This is a genomic window from Nocardiopsis endophytica (genome assembly GCF_027706725.1).
GTDB classification, from domain to species: domain Bacteria; phylum Actinomycetota; class Actinomycetes; order Streptosporangiales; family Streptosporangiaceae; genus Nocardiopsis_A; species Nocardiopsis_A endophytica.
Genome location: NZ_JAQFWQ010000062.1, coordinates 25,071 through 41,784 on the forward strand (window position 1 = coordinate 25,071; position 16,714 = coordinate 41,784).

Genomic DNA, 16,714 nt, shown 5'->3' on the forward strand with positions numbered 1-16,714 from the left:
CCCCGTCGAGAACCGAAATAGCGAGAACCGCCCATGGCCGACGACCCGCAGCAGCGGCCGACCCCGACGAGCGAGGACAACCTGCTCAGCAGGCTCCGCGACTGGCGTGCCTCCAAGGAGGCGGAACTGCACGCCGAGGGGCTCGAGGACGAAGCCGTCGAGATGCCCGACCCGCGCGCGATCGACCTGGTCCTGCGCGTGGGCGAACTGCTACTCGCCAGCGGGGAGGGCACCGAGGCCGTCAGCGAGGCCATGCTGAGCCTGTCGGTGGCCTTCGAGCTGCCCCGCACCGAGGTGTCGGTGACCTTCACCGTCATCTCCCTGTCGACGCACCCCGGCGGCGACAGCCCGCCCATCACCGGCGAGCGCGTGGTGCGCCGCCGCGCCCTCGACTACTTCCGGGTGAACGAGCTGCACACCCTGGTGCAGGACGCCGCGCTCGGGATGCTGGAGCTCGAAGGGGCCATCGCCCGGCTGCAGGCCATCAAGCGCGCCCGGCCGCCCTACCCCGGCTGGCTCATGATCACCGGCTTCGGGCTCATCGCCTCCAGCGCCAGCCTCATGGTCGGCGGCGGGCTCCTCGTCGCCACCGCGGCGTTCATCGCCACCGTCCTGGGCGACCGGGTGGCCGCGGTCACCGCCAAGCGCGGGATCGCCGAGTTCTACCAGATGGCGCTGGCCTCGGCGACCGCCTCCAGCATCGGCGTCCTGCTGCTGTGGATCAGCAGCGTCCTCGACCTGGGCCTGTACGCCGGGGCGATCATCACCGGCAACATCATGGCGCTGCTGCCGGGGCGGCCGCTGGTCGCCAGCCTCCAGGACGGGATCAGCGGCAGCTACGTGTCGGCGTCGGCGCGGCTGCTGGAGGTCTTCTTCACCCTCGGCGCGATCATCTCCGGCGTCGGCGCCGTCGCCTACACGGCGGTGCGCCTCGGCGTCGACATGGACCTGGACAACCTTCCGTCGGCGGGCACGTCGGTGGACCCCGTCGTGCTGCTGGGGGCCGCCGGGATCGCGGTCGCCTTCGCCGTCTCGCTGGCCGTGCCGCCGCGCATGCTCCCGGCGATCGCCGTGATGGGCGTGGTCATCTGGCTGCTGTACGCCGGGGTGCGCACCGCGTTCGGGGCGCCGCCGATCATGGGCACCGTGGCGGGCGCCGGCGCGATCGGGGTGCTCGCCCACGCGCTGTCGCGGCGCACGCGGCGGCCGGTCCTGCCCTACGTCATCCCGGCGATCGCCCCGCTGCTGCCGGGGAGCATCCTGTACCGGGGCCTGCTCCAGATCACCCTGGACCACCCGGTGTCCGGGCTGCTCAGCCTGTCCGAGGCGGTGACCGTGGGGCTCGCGCTCGGTGCGGGCGTGAACCTCGGCGGCGAGCTCGTGCGGGCGTTCCAGCGCGGCGGCCTGGCGGGCGCCGGACGGCGGCACCGCCCGGCGGCCCGCAGGACCCGCGGCGGGTTCACCTGAGGGGCCGGGTCGGCGGCGGGGCGGCGTGCGCCCGCTTCGGCGCGCGTCCGCGCGGGCGCTAGGGTCGGCCCATGATCGCCGATCCCGACCGCATCTCCCGCCCCGGCCTCTGGCCCTCCGACCCCGACGAGGCCCGCGCGCTGCAGGAGCGGCTCGCCCCCGAGGTGCGCACGGAGCCGCTGGACGCCGGGGCGGTGCGGCTCGCCGCCGGCCTGGACGTGTCCTACGCCCCCGATGAGGACCGGCTGGTGGCCGCGGCGGTGGTGCTGTCGCTGCCCGGCCTGGAGGTCGTGGAGGCCGCGACCGCGGACGCGGCGCCCGCCTTCCCCTACGTTCCGGGCCTGTTCGCCTTCCGGGAGCTGCCGCCGCTGCTGGAGGCGATCGGCCGGCTGTCGGTGGAACCGGACGTCTTCGTGTGCGACGGGTTCGGGCTGGCCCACCCGCGCCGGTTCGGGCTCGCCTGCCACCTGGGGTGGCTGCTGGACCGCCCGACGATCGGGGTCGGCAAGTCGCCCTTCGTGGGCCGGTCCGATGAGCCGGGGGCGGAGCGCGGGGCCCGCGCCCCTTTGGTCGCCGACGACGGCGCGGAGGTGGGCTGCGCGCTGCGCACCCGGGCGGGCGTCCGGCCGGTGTACGTGTCCGTGGGCCACCGGGCGGACCTGGAGGGCGCGGTGGACCTGGTGCTGCGCCTGACGCCGAGGTACCGCCTGCCCGAGACGGTGCGCGCGGCGGACCACCTGTCCCGCGAACGCCTGAAGGGGCTGTCAGCGGCCGAGGGCCGCGCCGTGGGCCCCTGACGGGCGGACCGCACCGGCGGACCGTGTGACCCGCGAGAAAAATCCGGCGACACCAGCGGCCGTCCCCGGGATACTGCTCCCCCATGGACGAGGTCGAGGTCGTCGTGGCCCATTCCGAGCGCGCGACCCTGCGCGTCGGTGACGTGTTCGTGAAGGTGGACAGCGATCAGGCGCGCATCGACGCCGAGGTCGAGGCGATGTCCCTCGCGCCGGTCCCGACTCCGGAGGTCCTGTGGCGCGAGCCGCCCGCGCTCGCGCTCGCCGCGGTCCCGGGGACGACGCTCGGACGCCTCGGCGGGCCGTCGACCGGGTCTCCGGAGGCGTGGGCCGCGGCGGGCGCCGCCATCCGGAGGCTGCACGACGCACCCCTGCCACCCCTGCCGGGTCGGCCCGACCGGAGGCCCGAAGCACTGGCGGCGGCACTCGACGACGAGTGCGAAGCGCTCGTGGTGAACGGGGTCCTGCCCGCCGACCTGGTCACGCGCAACCGCCGGGTCGCCGATGCCGCGCTCCGGCCGTGGACTCCGGCGTTCACCCACGGCGACCTGCAGATCGCGCACGTCTTCGTCGACGGTGACGAGGTCACCGGCATCATCGACTGGTCCGAGGCGGGCCCGGGCGATCCCCTATACGACCTCGCCACCTTCACACTCGGACACGAGGAGCACCTCGCCGACGTCGTCTCCGGCTATGGCACCGGCATCGACCTCGACGTGATCCGCGCATGGTGGTCGGTGCGGAGCCTGCTGGCGGTCCGCTGGCTGGTCGAGCACGGCTTCGACGCCTTCGCGCCGGGGTGTGAGGTCGACGTGCTGAGATCCCGGATGTGAGGACGCACGGGCCCGGATACCACCGGGCACCATGCGCGGCGCTCCCCGCCCTTGGACGCCTCTTTCCCGTCCGGGGTTCGGCGGGTGGCCTACTGCGGCCTCCTTTCGCCCCCGTTCGATCCAGGTGCAGGTACGACGCGTCGGAATCTCTATAAAGACGCGGCAGAGTGTGCCGCACACCACTATGGTGCATTTGGGGGCGGCCACCCGCCCCCGTGGACACGACCGAATCCGGAGGCGCGCGATGTGCCGTCACGAACCCCCGTGCCCGTCCTTCACCGCGAACGACCGCGAGGCGGCCCGAGTGGTGGCCGAACACCCGGAGCAGGGCTGGAGCCTGCTGTGCAACGGTGTCGTGCTCTTCGAGGACACCGGCGAGCTGCTGCCCGACGGCAAGACCATCGCCCCGCACCGCCCCGCCGTCCACACGGCCGCCTGACCACCGCCCCGCCGGGTCGGTGCCGGGCGCCCGGTTGCCGGACCCCTTGTGCCCGGCACGTGCCGTCGGCCCCCTGAGCGGGCGACGGGGGAAGCGAGGATCCCCGCCTCCCCCGGAGCGCTCGGCCCGGTGCTCACCGTGCCGGGAAGCGCTCCCCCAGCCACTCGGCGACCACGGTGCCGACCCCCTCGGGGTCCTTCGACAGCTCGTGCCGCTCTCCCCGGCGCACCTCCAGCGTCCGGGCGTCGGCGGCGTCGGGAACCCCGAACGGGTCCCGGTCCCCGTTGACCACGAGCACCGGCACCCCGGCCCCGCGCAGCTCCCCGGCGCGCGACTTCTCCGGCTTGCCCGGCGGGTGCAGCGGGAACGCCAGCGCGACCACGGCGTCCGCCCCCAGCGCCGACGCCGTCCGGCAGGCCACCCGCGCCCCGTTGCTCCGCCCGCCGAGCACCAGCGGGACGCCCGCCGCGCCCGGCTCGGCCCGCAGCTTCTCGATCATGGCCGACCAGGCCAGGTCCTGCGGTCCCGTCGCGGCCCCCGGCATGCGCCGCCCCGCGACCCGGTAGGGCTGCGTCACCCGCGCCACCGCGCCTCCTGAGGCGAGCACGGCGTCCCGCACGGCAAGGATGTCCGGGGCGTCCACGCCCCCGCCCGCGCCGTGGGTGATCGCCAGCAGGTAGCGCGCGTCCCCGTCGGGCCACTCCACCTCGGCGCGCCCTGGGCCCTTCGGGGTGTCGATCTCGATCTCCATGGTCCCCAACCTAGGTGCTCCGCCCCGGAGAGCCGGAGACCGACGGGACGGGAACGCCCGGCCCCTCGGCGGGGTTCGTCCGCACACGCCGCCTCATGCGATGGCGAAATGTATGCGAATCGCATATATTCCTGTCCATGACATCCCACCTCGAACTCGCGGTCGACCGCTGGCACGCCGCCGTGAACGGCGGCGACCCCGGTCGGGCGGCCGCCGCCGTCACCGATCCCGTCGTCGTCCTCGGCCCGAAGGGCGCCGGCCCCATCTCGCCATCGGACTTCGCCGACTGGGTGCGGCGCTCCGGGATCCGCATGCGCCCCACGTCCTGGCACCCCGTCAGCGACCGCCTGATGGTGGTCGAGCAGGAGGCCGCCTGGCCGCAGAGCGAGCGCCCCTCCCCCGTGGCCACGGTCTTCCGGGCGGACGGCGACCGCGTCTCGGCCGCCCTGCGGCGGCCGGACCTCGCGTCCGCCCTGGAATTGGCCTTCATCTGCCGGGAAATGGCGGCCACGGAGTGAACGCCGACGGCGCACCGGAGGGGGCGGAGCCGGAAACGGCGCAGCTGGACACCGGCCCCGGGCAGACCCTCTTCGCCTTCGTCCGGCACTGGTCCCGGCGCTGGAACGGCCCCGCCGACCACTCCGCCGCCCGCCAGGGCCGCCTCGTCCTCGTCACCGAGGCCGTGCACGCCCTCCAGGCGCGAGGACGGACCCCGGTGACCGTCAACGCCGTCGCCCGGGAGATCGGGATCGACCAGAGCGGCGCCTCCCGCCTGGTCAAGGACGCGGTCGACGCGGGACACCTGGAGCTGCGCCCGTCGGCGGACGACGCCCGCCGCCGCGAGGCGTCGGTCACCGCCGCGGGCACCGAACTGCTCCGCGGCGCCCACCGCTGGCAGGAGGAGGTGTTCGGGCTCCTCACCGAGGAGTGGACCGAGGAGGAGCGCACCGGGTTCCACCGAGCCATGGTCCGCCTGCTCGACCGCTCACACGTCGTGGAGCCCTGACCGCGAAGCCCTGCCCCTCGGTCGGCCGCACCCCTCACCCCAGGTCCGGCCAGCCCTCCGGGAGCACGTCCTCGGCCGAGCCCGACGCCTTCCTCAAGCGCTCGCGGAAGTCGTCGTGAAGCGCCCGGCCCCACATGAACTCGCTCGGCGTGCGCACCGCCTCCTCCAAGGCGCCCCGCAGTTCGGCCACGCGCGCCTCCCCCTCCACGAGCGGGAGCGCCGCGCGCGCGTGCACCGCGCCGAGCGCCGCGAACAGCTCGCCCGCCAGCATGGGGGTGCTCCCCTCGGCCTCGGCGGCCTCCAGGTACGGCTCCCACCACTGCGCCTCGTCCGCCCCTTCGGCCTCCGGGTCGGGTTCGAGGAAGCCGCGGCGCAGCCTGGAGCGCACCTCCCCCGCGACATCGGCGTCGGTGTGCCGCGTCCCCTCGTCCCAGACCTGGGCCGCCGACTCCTGGTCGCCGCGCACCGCCAGCAGGCGGGCGAGGAGTTCGTAGGCGGTCGCCGCGGCGGGCGCGGGAACATCGCCGGAGGGGGCGGAGGGGTCCGCCGCCCGGTCCCGAGGTGCGGCGGCGTCGACGACGATGCCGAACTGCTCGATGGCCCGCTCCACGTGCACGGCGCCCAGGAGCATGCGCAGCCCCGGGTGCTCGCCCGCTTCGAGACCGCGCCGCACCGCCGCCTCGGCTCGTTCGGTCTCGCCGCGCGCGAGGAGGCGTTCGGCGTAGTCCTGGGCGGCGTCGGGGACGGAGTCGGAATCGCCCTCCAGCGCGCGCTCCCAGTGCCCGCGCGCCACGTCGGCATCGCCCCGCTCCTCCGCGGCACGGGCCAGCCCGTGGTGGGCGGCGGGCGCGTACCCGTCGTGCCCCGAGTCGAGCACGGCGGTCCAGGCGCGCTCGGCGTCGGCGAGCAGCCCTTCCTCCTCGCAGGAGAGGGCGAGGTGGTAGGCGGCGCGGGGCGCGTACTCGGGGTGCCCGGTCTCGACGGCGGCGCGGGCTGCCGCGCGGGCCTCGGGCACCTGTCCGGCGCTGTGCCGGGCGACCGCCAGGCCGAGCGCGGCGGCGGCCCTGTGCTCACGGGAGCCGCCTTCCAGGACCTTCTCGTAGAGCTGTGCGGCCCGGGCGAAGTGGCCGTTGTGCGCGAGGTCGCGCGCCTGGTCGCAGAGGTCGGCGAACGCGGATTCGTCTCCGGCGGCGTCGGAGGGCGAGGAGGAACCGGTCGTCGCGGTCATGCAGGCAACTCTCCACAGGGGGCGGGATCCGCCGCGCGGACGCGGCGGAGGCGCTGTCCCTCGGAGAGTAGCGGGTGTGAACGCGCGATCCGATCCGCCCTGCCCGGGTGTCCGCGAAGAGAGCGGTGGCCCGGAGCAGGGCGGTCAGGACGCGGAGTCACTCGTAGGCGAGGAAATCGCTGCTGTCGACCTGGGCTTCAAAGGGATCGGCGATTTTGAACGTCTCACCGAACCCGAACTTCTGCACCGTCTTGTACTCGTCCTTGCCCGGCCGGCTGAACACGGTGGTGTTCTCTTCCAACGGGTCCACCAGGATGAAGCAGGGGATCTGCGCCTGTGCGTAGATACCCGGCTTCACCGTGCGGTCGGCTCTCGTACTCCCAGGCGAGACGACCTCGGCCACGAGGAGGACGTCGTCCGGGGGGACGGAGTGCTCCGGTGTCCTCAGCACCGCGACAGGGGCGACGAAGAGATCAGGAACGACGCTTCTCTCCAAGGCCGGTAGCCGGATCTCGAGGTTCCCCTCCGTCCTGTGCCCTTTCGGAAGGCATGGACGCAATTGCTCATCGAGCAAGTAGACGTTCTCTTGATGTAGACCGATGGGGGTCGGAGACAAGGTGATGGTCTCCCCGTCCAGGATTTCAGCCCGCCACCGCCTGGTCTCAGGCAGGCTGTCGAGGATCGCGAAGAGCTCGCCTCCGACGGATTCCGCCCCGGTGCCAACGTCCCGAACCGGACCATCCACGAGTGCCGTCACTCTCGACTCCTCAATGTCGGACATCCGACCCTCACATCCTGTCACCGAGCGAAGACACTTGCGGGCGCTTTTCCCTGTCTCCCCTTCATTTCACCCGCAATGCGGCGGCGGCGCCAGCACCCGCTCCGGGTACCGGCGCCGCCGCTCACCTGACAGGGCCGTCGCCCCGTCACCGCCTCACTCCTCGAACGCCTCCGGCGGCGGGCAGGAGCAGACCAGGTTGCGGTCGCCGTAGGCCTGGTCGATGCGGCCCACCGGCGCCCAGTACTTGTACCGGCGCAGCCGGGGGACGGGGTACCCGCCCTCGGCCCGGGTGTAGGGGTGCTCCCACGCATCGGCGGTCAGGGCCTCCGCCGTGTGCGGTGCGTTCTTGAGCGGGTTGTCCTCCGGGTCGTACTTCCCGTCGGCCACGCGGTCGATCTCCTGGCGGATCGCGACCATCGCCTCGATGAAGCGCTCCAGCTCCTCCAGGTCCTCGCTCTCGGTGGGCTCCACCATCAGGGTGCCCGCCACCGGGAACGACATGGTCGGGGCGTGGATGCCGTAGTCGATCAGCCGCTTGGAGACGTCCTCGTTGGTGATGCCCGTCTTCTTGGCGATCTGCCGGATGTCGATGATGCACTCGTGCGCCACCAGGCCGTTGTCGCCGGTGTAGAGCACCGGGTAGTACGGCTCCAGCCGCTTGGCCAGGTAGTTGGCGCTGAGCACGGCCGCCTCGGTGGCCGCGCGCAGGCCCGCCTCGCCCATCATCCGCACGTACGCCCAGGAGATCTGCAGGATGCCCGCCGACCCGAACGGCGCCGCCGACACCGGGCCCACGCCCGTGTGCGGCCCGGCGTCCGGCTGGCCCGGGTGGTTGGGCAGGTACCCGGCCAGGTGCGAGCGCACCGCGACCGGCCCCACGCCGGGGCCGCCGCCGCCGTGCGGGATGCAGAAGGTCTTGTGCAGGTTCAGGTGGCTGACGTCGGCCCCGAACCTGCCGGGCTTGGCCCAGCCGAGCAGCGCGTTGAAGTTGGCGCCGTCGACGTAGACCTGGCCCCCCGCCCCGTGCACGAGGTCGCACACCTGGGTGATGGTCTCCTCGAACACCCCGTGGGTGGAGGGGTAGGTGACCATGATGGCCGCGACCCGCCCCTCGTGCTTGGCGAGCTTGGCGCGCAGGTCGTCGAGGTCCACGTTGCCGCTGTCGTCGCAGGCGACCACCGCCACCCGCATGCCCGCCATGACGGCGCTGGCGGCGTTGGTGCCGTGCGCCGAGCTGGGGATCAGGCACACGTCGCGGTCGGCCTCGCCGCGCCCGCGGTGGTAGCCGCGGATCGCCAGCAGCCCGGCCAGCTCGCCCTGGGACCCGGCGTTGGGCTGCAGCGACACCGCGTCGTAGCCGGTCACCTCGGCCAGCCAGCGCTCCAGGTCGCGCACCAGGGACACGGTCCCGGCCGCCTGGTCGAGCGGGGCCAGCGGGTGCAGCCGGGCGAACTCCGGCCAGGTCACCGACTCCATCTCGGCGGTGGCGTTGAGCTTCATGGTGCACGAGCCCAGCGGGATCATGGTGCGGTCCAGCGCCAGGTCGTAGTCGGCCAGGCGGCGCATGTAGCGCAGCAGCGAGGTCTCGCTGCGGTGGGTGTTGAACACCTCGTGGTCGAGGTAGTCCACCCCGCGGCGCAGGTCCTGCGGCAGGTGCGAGGACGGCTCGGGCGCGGGGCGCTCGGCCTTGTCGCCGCCGGAGAAGGCGGCGAGCACGGCGGCCAGGTGGCCGTCGGCGGTGGTCTCGTCGCAGCTGATGCCGACGGTGTGGTCGTCGACCCGCAGCAGGTTGACGCCCCGCTCGGCCGCGGCCTCGACCTTGCCGGCCGCGCCGTTGGGGACGCGCACGCGCAGGGTGTCGAAGAAGTCGTCGTGGACGACGGTGAAGCCGCGGTCGCGCAGCCCGGCGGCGAGCCGGGCGGTCTGCCGGTGCACCCGCTCGGCGATCGCCCGCAGCCCGTGCGGGCCGTGGTAGACGGCGTACATCCCGGCCATGACGGCCAGCAGCACCTGGGCGGTGCAGATGTTGCTGGTGGCCTTCTCCCGGCGGATGTGCTGCTCGCGGGTCTGCAGCGCCAGGCGGTAGGCGGTCTTGCCCGCCGTGTCCACCGACACCCCGACCAGGCGGCCGGGGAGCTGGCGCTGCAGGCCCTCGCGCACCGACATGTAGCCGGCGTGCGGGCCGCCGAAGCCCATAGGCACGCCGAAGCGCTGGGTGGAGCCGACGGCGATGTCGGCGCCGAGCCCACCGGGGCTGCGCAGCACGGTCAGGGCGAGGATGTCGGCGGCGACGACCGCCATGGCGCCCTTGTCGTGCGCGGCCTCGATGACCGGGCGCGGGTCGCGCACCGCGCCGCTGGAGGCCGGGTACTGCACGAGCACGCCGAACGCGTCGTCCTCGGGCAGGCCCTCGGTGAGGTCGGCGACCACGACCTCGATGCCCAGCGGCTCGGCGCGGGTGCGCAGCACCGCCAGGGTCTGCGGGAAGACGTCGGCGTCCACGATGAAGGTGGAGCTCTTGGACTTGGTGGCGCGCCGGGCCAGGGTCATCGCCTCGGCCGCGGCGGTGGCCTCGTCCAGCAGCGATGCCCCAGCCACCGGCAGGCCGGTCAGGTCCGAGACCATGGTCTGGAAGTTGAGCAGGGCCTCCAGGCGGCCCTGGGAGATCTCCGGCTGGTAGGGCGTGTAGGCCGTGTACCAGGCCGGGTTCTCCATGATGTTGCGCAGGATGACCGGCGGGGTGACGGTGTCGTAGTAGCCGCGGCCGATCATCGAGGTGCGCACGGTGTTGCGGTCGGCCAGGGACCGCAGCTCGGCCAGCGCCTCGGTCTCGCTCGCCGCGGCGGGCAGGTCCAGCGGGGCCGGCGAGCCCGGCGCGGTGAGGATGCTGTCGGGCACGGCCGCCGCCATGAGCTCCGCGGGGGAGTCGTACCCGACCGTCTTGAGCATCTCGGCGAGCGCGGCCGGGTCGGGACCGATGTGCCGGTCGGCGAAATCGCGCGCCGGCCCCCCATCGGTCGCGCGGTTACGGGTCGGCTGGTCCGGCATGGAGACCTCCTGGTCGCATTGGCCGCACGTCGCGGCCGCTGTGTCCGGTCTCCCCCTCTGTCGCTCGCCGCCGTGCGGCCGCGGGCTCGCGACCGTGCGGGCTCGCTCCGCACGTCGCCGCTCCAGAGTGGCCTCCTCCGCGCGGTCCCTGGTGCCTGAGAGGTTACTGGGGAGTATTGCCCCGTCGGCGCCCCTGCCGGGGTCTCTCCCGCACGGTATCGACGGCCCGATGATGAACTTGTCCTTCGATTATCCACCGATCCGCCGGATTCGCACGATTCCGCGCCGCGGAGGATCACCTCGGTCCCGGTCCGGCGCGCCTGTGCGCCGACCGCCCCCGAGGGCGGTGGATACCCGACCGTACTCGATGCCGCGCGGCCGTGCGCATCCGGGCCCCGCGCCGCGCGGGGCCGAACGACGTGCCGGGACGTGCTGGTCGGGGCGGATGCGGCTGCGGATGCGGCTGAGGGGCGCCCGCGGCGGGACCCGCCGCTCAGCCCGTCTTGCGCTCGCGGCGCCGACGGGCGAGCTCGTCCCCGGGGTGCGGCTCGTCCGGCAGCGGCTCGGCCAGCCGCTCGCCCGGCAGCTGCCCCAGCGCGCCCTCCAGCTCGCGCCAGACCCGCCCCAGGGCGATGCCGAACATGCCCTGGCCTCCCTGCATCAGCTCGACGACCTCGCTCGGTGAAGTGCACTCATAGACGCTCACGCCGTCGCTCATCAGGGTGATGTGCGGAAGGTCGGATGTATCGCGCCCGCGCAGGTGCTCGACGGCGGTGCGGATCTGCTGCAGGGAGATGCCGGTGTCCAGCAGGCGTTTGACCACCTTGAGCAGCAGGACGTCCCGAAAGCTGTACAGAGGGATCTCGCCCGTCCCGGGCTCGGGGCGGACGCTCGGCCCGACCAGGCGGGTGCGCGCCCAGAAGTCGAGCTGGCGGTAGGTGACCCCTGCCGCAGCACACGCCGTTGGGCCGCGATACCCGACGTCCATAGGCAGCGCCACCACGTCCTCTTCACACAGCAGGCCCTGCTCCCCCGCTCGCCGTATCGCCATCGCCGATCGCCCGGAGACGGAGGCCTGATGATTGCCGCTCGTAACCGCCACGCCGAAACCTCCGGCTCCTCAGCCCACGGCGGGTCGACAGGGGGTTGCGAAGGGTACGCCGCGGGTGTTTCGACATTGAAGGTAAGCCGGTGCGCCAGAGAGCGTCAACGACACTCATCGGCGCGTCGCGGAACCTTTCGACGACCTTCCGGGGCCCCGCGACACGATGTTCGTTTCCGCAGCTCACCACGATGATAAAGGGCGCGCGCCGAAGTCGGCCGACGACACGCCACCGGGCGCCGCCCGCACGGGTGCGCGTTCCCGGCGCCCCAAGGGCCCGGTGACCCGCTGTGACATGCGACACCGCCCGGTGCCGGTGCCGTGGTCACGGGTGCCTTCACGCTCCGCGAAGACGGCCGTCTGCGGCCACCGGGGCTCGGCACCGGACGCGCGCGGGGACGAACGGGGGTGACACGCTCCCCGGGGCCGCCGGCCCCCGACGCCCCGAAAGGACCGGATGCCCTCCCTCTCCCCCGCCCGCGCCGCCGTGCCCGGGGCCGCCCGGTGATGGCCCCCTCCCACGCGGCCACCGGCGCCCTCGCCGGGGTCGCCGCGACGGCCGCGACCGCGGCCGCGTTCGGCTGGCCCGCCGGATTCGCCGACCTGGCGGCCGCCGCCGGGATCGGCGCGGGGGCCGCGCTCCTCCCCGACCTGGACCACCCGCGCTCGACGGCGTCCCGCTCCCTGGGCCCGCTCACCGGGCTGCTCTCGCGCGGCGCGCAGGCCCTCTCGGCCTCGGTGTACCGGGCCACCCGCACGCCCCGCGACGCGCGGGGGGACGGGCGCCACCGGTACCTCCTGCACACGCCGGTGTTCGCGCTCGCGGCCGGCGCCGCCGTCGGGGCGGCGAGCACCGCGTGGCTCCCCGCCCTGGCCGCGTTCGTCTGGTTCGCCCTGGCCCTGGCCCTGCGGGGGCTGGGCCGGGCGCTGCCGAAGGGCCCGGTCCGCCGCGGGCTCTCCGCCGGGCCGACCGCGTTCGCGGCCGCCGGGCTGGCGACGGTGCTGCTGGTGTGGGGCGGGGTGAGCACCGGGCCGCACGTCGGGGCGGCGCTCGCGCTGGGCATGGTGGTGCACGACCTCGGCGACGCGCTCACCCGCAGCGCCGTTCCGCTGGCCTGGCCGGTGCGGGTGCGCGGCCGGCGGTGGGCGATGGTGGGCGCGCCCCGGGGGATGCGCTTCGCCACGGGCGACCGGGCCGAGCACGTCATCCGGTGGGCGTGCCTGCTCGCGGCCCCGGCGCTCGGCGCCGCCCACCTGGCGCTGTGACCTCACTGTCCGACGGCGGGGGACGCGGCGCGTGCGTGCCCGCGCCCTCCGGGCTCGGCGGTGCGCGGCCGGTCGGCCGGGGGTCGGATGCGCTGAGGCATCGGGGTCCTCTCATCCGGGGGTAGGGGATGCTCCGCCGACAGGACGCGCAGGCCCGCCTGAGGGTTTGCGTGACCGCCTGAACGGGCGCACGCGCAATCGCCCACGAGCGCGCGCGTGACCATGCGGAGGGCGGCAGCCTACGGCACTTCACCCGTCTGCCGCCTGTGAAATACCCGCAAAGAGGGCTCAAACGGAGGGCGCTCCCGCGTGCGAGGCGGTTCGTGGAACGGTTATCTGAGGGCGGAACGGTTACTTGGGGAAGGCGTCCGCGACGGATCCGCGCATCCGCGGTGTCAGCGGATCGGCGGATGAGCGGGCCCGACACGCACGAGGGCCGGTGGGCCGCGTGGGAGGCCGCACCGAGGACGACGGCGACGACCAGGACGAGACCGGGAGGCGTGATGGCGGATGGCGTCCGCTGGGCCGGGGGAACGCCCTCCGGCCGCGACCGCCTTCGGCGGGCATCGTCCGGCCGCCCGCCGGAGGGCGGCGTCCGATGAGCCCCTACGCCGCGTATCCCCGCGGCGCGCGCGATCCCGGGTGGGCGCCGCTCGGCGCGGCCGCGGCCGCGATCGCCCTCCCCCTGCTCGCATGGCCGCTCGCCGGGACGCTCCTCCCCGACTCCTCGTCGGTGCCCTCCGACCGCCCGGTGGTCCTCGGCGAGTCGGAGGACTACGAGGCCACGGCCCGGTTCGAGCGCGGCTGGTCCCAGCTCCCCGCCGAGAGCACCGAGGGCGAGCTGCTCGTCTACCGCCGCGGCCGCGTCCTGCTCCAGATCCGGATCGTGCGGCCGCCGCCCGACGCCCCCGAGGACGCGCGGGACCTGTGGAAGGGCCTCGAACGCATCACGCGCGCGACCGAACCGTCGGCGCGGTTCGGCGAGCCCTCCGAGATGACCGCGGACGAGGGCGCCCAAGGGCTCAAGGGCCCGGTGGAGGGAGACACCGTATCGGGCAAGGCCGCGGTGTTCCCCTCCCCCGGCGGCGGGTTCGCCGTGGAGTTCACGGCAACGGCCGACCCGTACGCCGCCGTGCACGACGTCCAGGCCGCAGACCACGTCATGGGATCGGTCGCGTTCTCAGAGGAGGACGGATGAACCGGCACCGCCCGGGACCGCCGCCGGCCCGCCGCCCCGGGCATGCGGCACCGCTTCCGTCCCGGTGGCGCACGGCCCCAGGGGAGGGGCGGCGAGAGGAGGAGCGATGAGCCCGAGCTCCATCACGGCCGCCCGCGGCCCGCGCCTCGCGGCGGCCGTCGTGTTCGTCGCGGGCTGCGCCCTGGGCGGCATGGCACTGGTGAAGGGGTTGGGCCTCATGGTGGCCGCCTTCCCCACCGAAGCGCTGCTCGCGGCCGTCGTCCTGGCCGTGGTGTCCGCGGTGGGGGTGGCGGTGCTACTGCGCCTCAGACCGGTCCGCCCGCCCGACGGCGCCTCGGCGGCCGCGGCCGTGATGTGGGGCGGCGTCGCCGCGACCGGGTGCGCGCTGATCGCCAACGACGCCTTGAGCGGGATCTGGTCCAAGTCCGGCGGGACCGCCTTCGCGGCGCAGTGGGGCGCGGCGCTCACCGCGCCGGTCAACGAGGAGGCGGTCAAGACCGCCGGGGTGGTGCTCATCGCCGTCGCCCTGCCCTCGGCCCTGCGCGGACCGGTGGACGGCCTGTTCCTCGGCGCCCTGACGGGCCTGGGCTTCCAGACGGTCGAGAACGGGATCTACGCGCTCAACGCGGTCATGGAGGGCGGCGCCACCGCCGGGGCGTCGTCGGTGGTCCAGTCCCTGGTGCTGCGGGTCGGGGTGACCGGGCTCGGGACGCACTGGGCGATGACCGCGATCGCCGGGGCGGGTGTGGGGCTGCTCGCCGCGGCGCGGTGGCACCCGAACGCGCGGCGCGCGTGGGCGGCGGCGCTGGCCGTGGCCGCGGCGGTGGCGCTGCACGGGTTCTTCGACGCTCCCGTGCTGAACGGGACGCTGGTGGGCCTGGGCGCCAAGACGGCCGTGGTGTTCGTGAGCGTGGCGGCCGTGTACACGGTGGCGCGCCGCTCCTATGTGCGCAAGGTGCGCGGGGCGTTGGTGGTCGAGGGTGAGCGCGTGGGCCTTCAGCGCGCCGACGCGGTGGCGCTGTCGACCCGCCGGGGCCGTCGTAACGCGCTGCGGAGGGTTCCGGCGCCCGACCGCCCGGCGGCCGCGGAGCGGCAGAGGGGAATCCTCGCGGCGGCGGAGCTGAGGGCGATGGGCGGGCGCCCTGAGGAAGAGGAGTACGGCTCCCGGGAGGACGGCACCCCCGCGGAGGGGGCGGCGCCCTCCCCCGGAGCCGATCCGGGATGACGGCGACAGCGGGCGCACGACCGCCCGCCAAGGGCGGGCCGCTCCCCCGTTCACTCGTCAGACGGCGGACTCCCCCAGCCCGGAGACGCGGTCGTGCAGGCCCCTCCCCTCATGACTCCCCTGAGGAGCCTGTCCCGCCCGAGCCCCCGGCCCCCTGCCGGTGGCACCGGTCCAGGAACGAGCCGATGACCGAGGCGAACCGCTCCGGTTCCTCCTCGTACAGCCAGTGGCCGCAGCCGGGGAACTCCACCGTCTCGACGCCGGGACGCGCGTTGCGCATGCGCTCGGCCTCGTCCGCCGAGAGCATGAAGCTGTCGCCGCCCCGCAGCAGGAGTGCGGCCTGCTCCGTCGCCTTCCAGGCGGCCATGTGGTCACCGATCAGCGCGCGCTGGGACTCCATCAGGTCGCCGCGGTCGAACAGCAGGCCCCACCCGTCGTCGAACTCCGCGGCGCTCTGCATGAAGAACCAGGAGGGTACACCGCGCGCTTCGATGGCCTGGGCCAGAGCCTCGCGGGTGGGAGCGCGGCGGGGCCAGTCGGAGACGTCGAGCACCGGTTCGACGTCGGGGCGCTCGTTGACCGTGCCGATGTCCACGACCACCAGCGCCCGCACCAGCTCGGGGAAACGCGCCGCCAGGCGGTAGGCGACGATGCCGCCCATCGAGTGCCCGATGACGGCGACGGCACCGGTGCCGAGCCGTTCGATCAGCTCCGCGGCGTCGTGCACGTACTCGTCAGGGGTCAACGGGGGCCCACCCTCGGAGCGGCCGTGTGCGCGCTGGTCGGGCGCGACGACACGGAAACGCCCCTTCAGCGATTCGGCCAGCGGGGCGTAGACGGCCCCTCGGGAGAAGTGGCCGTGCAGTGCCAGGACGACGGGCCCGTCACCGCCCGAATCCAGGACCGCCAGCCGGCGACCGCGAACGGTCTGCAGGCTTTCGTCGAACACGCTCGGATTCACCGCGCCATCCTGCCGAGGCGCCATACCGGGCGCAACCGGTTTCGATCGCTCCGCCACCCATCAGGCGGGCGGACCACAGAGGGCCAAACCTCGCGCCCCGTCGCCGAACCCCCGCCCCCGCGTCGTTGATCTCGGGAAATGCGCCCCTGAAAGCGACCCGGAAGCGTCTTTTCTCCCGAGATCAGCGCCGAATACACATGCCTGTCCGCACGCTCTCCAAAAGCGGCCCCTCGAGTTTCGGGTCGTCGCTGTGCGGGTGGGCGGCTCGGCTGGTACCCCGCTCACGGGCCCCGCCTGGGCGTAGGGCCGACAGAGTGCGGCGTGGAGGGCGGCGACGACGGAGGTCAGCGGCCCTTGCGGCAGCGTTGACGATTGCACGGAGTGTGCGTGGTCGCCGTGAAGGGCAGCGACGGCGAGAGCAGGGCGGTTCCCGGGCCCTGCCTGCCGTCCAGCGGGCCCCTCGCGGTCCGGGTGGCGGCGCGACCGGGTGGGTACGTGGTCACCCGCGCTCGTGGCGGCCACCCGCCCGGTGCGCCCCTGCCCGGCGATGATCTCGACAGGAGTGCTGTCAAAACCGCCGGAATGGCAGCACATCCGTCGAGATCATCGCCGAGG

15 protein-coding genes and 1 riboswitch are annotated in these 16,714 nt (G+C 74.3%); of the genes, 9 read left to right on the forward strand and 6 right to left on the reverse strand.

Features of this window, described 5'->3' with window-relative positions:
• Positions 1–33: 33 nt before the first annotated feature.
• The 4 genes from O4J56_RS19880 to O4J56_RS19895 all read left to right on the forward strand — a co-directional run bounded on the left by O4J56_RS19880 (position 34) and on the right by O4J56_RS19895 (position 3,533).
• Positions 34–1,467, forward strand: a complete 1,434-nt coding sequence (locus O4J56_RS19880; protein WP_270687638.1) for a threonine/serine exporter family protein — start codon at positions 34–36, stop codon at positions 1,465–1,467.
• Between the two features lie 71 nt (positions 1,468–1,538).
• Positions 1,539–2,264 (forward strand): endonuclease V, encoded by a 726-nt coding sequence (locus O4J56_RS19885; protein WP_270687639.1) that lies wholly within the window; start codon positions 1,539–1,541, stop codon positions 2,262–2,264.
• Positions 2,265–2,347: 83 nt separating this feature from the next.
• Positions 2,348–3,094, forward strand: a complete 747-nt coding sequence (locus tag O4J56_RS19890; protein ID WP_270687641.1) for a phosphotransferase family protein — start codon at positions 2,348–2,350, stop codon at positions 3,092–3,094.
• Between the two features lie 244 nt (positions 3,095–3,338).
• Entirely contained in the window at positions 3,339–3,533 is a 195-nt protein-coding gene (locus tag O4J56_RS19895; protein WP_270687643.1) for a DUF5999 family protein, read from the forward strand.
• A gap of 133 nt (positions 3,534–3,666) precedes the next feature.
• Here the strand turns inward: O4J56_RS19895 and O4J56_RS19900 are convergent, their stop codons facing one another.
• Positions 3,667–4,284: an alpha/beta hydrolase family protein gene (locus tag O4J56_RS19900; RefSeq protein WP_270687645.1), complete on the reverse strand. Its 618-nt coding sequence runs from the start codon at positions 4,282–4,284 to the stop codon at positions 3,667–3,669.
• Positions 4,285–4,421: 137 nt separating this feature from the next.
• Here O4J56_RS19900 and O4J56_RS19905 point away from each other — a divergent pair, with 137 nt between their 5' ends.
• Both O4J56_RS19905 and O4J56_RS19910 read left to right on the forward strand, forming a co-directional pair.
• The gene (locus O4J56_RS19905; RefSeq protein WP_270687647.1) at positions 4,422–4,802 is read left to right on the forward strand and encodes a hypothetical protein; all 381 of its coding nucleotides are present in this window, start codon (positions 4,422–4,424) and stop codon (positions 4,800–4,802) included.
• Positions 4,799–5,290, forward strand: a complete 492-nt coding sequence (locus tag O4J56_RS19910; protein ID WP_270687648.1) for a MarR family winged helix-turn-helix transcriptional regulator — start codon at positions 4,799–4,801, stop codon at positions 5,288–5,290. Before O4J56_RS19905 ends, O4J56_RS19910 begins: the two co-directional genes overlap by 4 nt.
• A gap of 34 nt (positions 5,291–5,324) precedes the next feature.
• Here O4J56_RS19910 and O4J56_RS19915 read toward each other — a convergent pair whose 3' ends face one another.
• The 4 genes from O4J56_RS19915 to O4J56_RS19930 form a co-directional block, all read right to left on the reverse strand.
• Positions 5,325–6,518: a tetratricopeptide repeat protein gene (locus O4J56_RS19915; RefSeq protein ID WP_270687649.1), complete on the reverse strand. Its 1,194-nt coding sequence runs from the start codon at positions 6,516–6,518 to the stop codon at positions 5,325–5,327.
• A 157-nt stretch (positions 6,519–6,675) separates the two neighbouring features.
• Complete coding sequence (locus O4J56_RS19920; RefSeq protein WP_270687650.1) at positions 6,676–7,299, reverse strand: Uma2 family endonuclease; 624 nt, start codon at positions 7,297–7,299, stop codon at positions 6,676–6,678.
• A gap of 153 nt (positions 7,300–7,452) precedes the next feature.
• A complete protein-coding gene (gcvP, locus tag O4J56_RS19925; RefSeq protein WP_270687652.1) occupies positions 7,453–10,347 on the reverse strand; it encodes an aminomethyl-transferring glycine dehydrogenase in 2,895 nt (964 codons plus the stop codon).
• 132 nt (positions 10,348–10,479) lie between these two features.
• Positions 10,480–10,568, reverse strand: a riboswitch (glycine riboswitch).
• Between the two features lie 272 nt (positions 10,569–10,840).
• Positions 10,841–11,335, reverse strand: a complete 495-nt coding sequence (locus tag O4J56_RS19930) for a MerR family transcriptional regulator (RefSeq protein WP_270687668.1) — start codon at positions 11,333–11,335, stop codon at positions 10,841–10,843.
• Between the two features lie 621 nt (positions 11,336–11,956).
• Between O4J56_RS19930 and O4J56_RS19935 the strand changes: the two genes are divergently transcribed.
• From O4J56_RS19935 to O4J56_RS19945, 3 genes are all read left to right on the forward strand, one after another.
• Positions 11,957–12,715 carry a metal-dependent hydrolase gene (locus O4J56_RS19935; protein WP_270687655.1) on the forward strand — a complete coding sequence of 253 codons (759 nt, stop codon included), beginning with the start codon at positions 11,957–11,959 and terminating at the stop codon, positions 12,713–12,715.
• A 598-nt stretch (positions 12,716–13,313) separates the two neighbouring features.
• Positions 13,314–13,913, forward strand: a complete 600-nt coding sequence (locus tag O4J56_RS19940; protein WP_270687657.1) for a hypothetical protein — start codon at positions 13,314–13,316, stop codon at positions 13,911–13,913.
• 106 nt (positions 13,914–14,019) lie between these two features.
• Positions 14,020–15,138, forward strand: a complete 1,119-nt coding sequence (locus O4J56_RS19945; RefSeq protein ID WP_270687658.1) for a PrsW family intramembrane metalloprotease — start codon at positions 14,020–14,022, stop codon at positions 15,136–15,138.
• A 109-nt stretch (positions 15,139–15,247) separates the two neighbouring features.
• Here O4J56_RS19945 and O4J56_RS19950 read toward each other — a convergent pair whose 3' ends face one another.
• Positions 15,248–16,087 carry an alpha/beta fold hydrolase gene (locus O4J56_RS19950; protein WP_270687659.1) on the reverse strand — a complete coding sequence of 280 codons (840 nt, stop codon included), beginning with the start codon at positions 16,085–16,087 and terminating at the stop codon, positions 15,248–15,250.
• Positions 16,088–16,714: the final 627 nt, after the last annotated feature.

Coding starts and splice junctions, on each gene's coding strand:
- O4J56_RS19940 (WP_270687657.1), top strand. CDS start 13,314: ATGAGCCCCTACGCCGCGTATCCCCGCGGCGCGCGCGATCCCGGGTGG.
- O4J56_RS19895 (WP_270687643.1), top strand. CDS start 3,339: ATGTGCCGTCACGAACCCCCGTGCCCGTCCTTCACCGCGAACGACCGC.
- O4J56_RS19930 (WP_270687668.1), bottom strand. CDS start 11,335: ATGGACGTCGGGTATCGCGGCCCAACGGCGTGTGCTGCGGCAGGGGTC.
- O4J56_RS19920 (WP_270687650.1), bottom strand. CDS start 7,299: ATGTCCGACATTGAGGAGTCGAGAGTGACGGCACTCGTGGATGGTCCG.
- O4J56_RS19945 (WP_270687658.1), top strand. CDS start 14,020: ATGAGCCCGAGCTCCATCACGGCCGCCCGCGGCCCGCGCCTCGCGGCG.
- O4J56_RS19900 (WP_270687645.1), bottom strand. CDS start 4,284: ATGGAGATCGAGATCGACACCCCGAAGGGCCCAGGGCGCGCCGAGGTG.
- gcvP (WP_270687652.1), bottom strand. CDS start 10,347: ATGCCGGACCAGCCGACCCGTAACCGCGCGACCGATGGGGGGCCGGCG.
- O4J56_RS19890 (WP_270687641.1), top strand. CDS start 2,348: ATGGACGAGGTCGAGGTCGTCGTGGCCCATTCCGAGCGCGCGACCCTG.
- O4J56_RS19885 (WP_270687639.1), top strand. CDS start 1,539: ATGATCGCCGATCCCGACCGCATCTCCCGCCCCGGCCTCTGGCCCTCC.
- O4J56_RS19905 (WP_270687647.1), top strand. CDS start 4,422: ATGACATCCCACCTCGAACTCGCGGTCGACCGCTGGCACGCCGCCGTG.
- O4J56_RS19935 (WP_270687655.1), top strand. CDS start 11,957: ATGGCCCCCTCCCACGCGGCCACCGGCGCCCTCGCCGGGGTCGCCGCG.
- O4J56_RS19880 (WP_270687638.1), top strand. CDS start 34: ATGGCCGACGACCCGCAGCAGCGGCCGACCCCGACGAGCGAGGACAAC.
- O4J56_RS19915 (WP_270687649.1), bottom strand. CDS start 6,518: ATGACCGCGACGACCGGTTCCTCCTCGCCCTCCGACGCCGCCGGAGAC.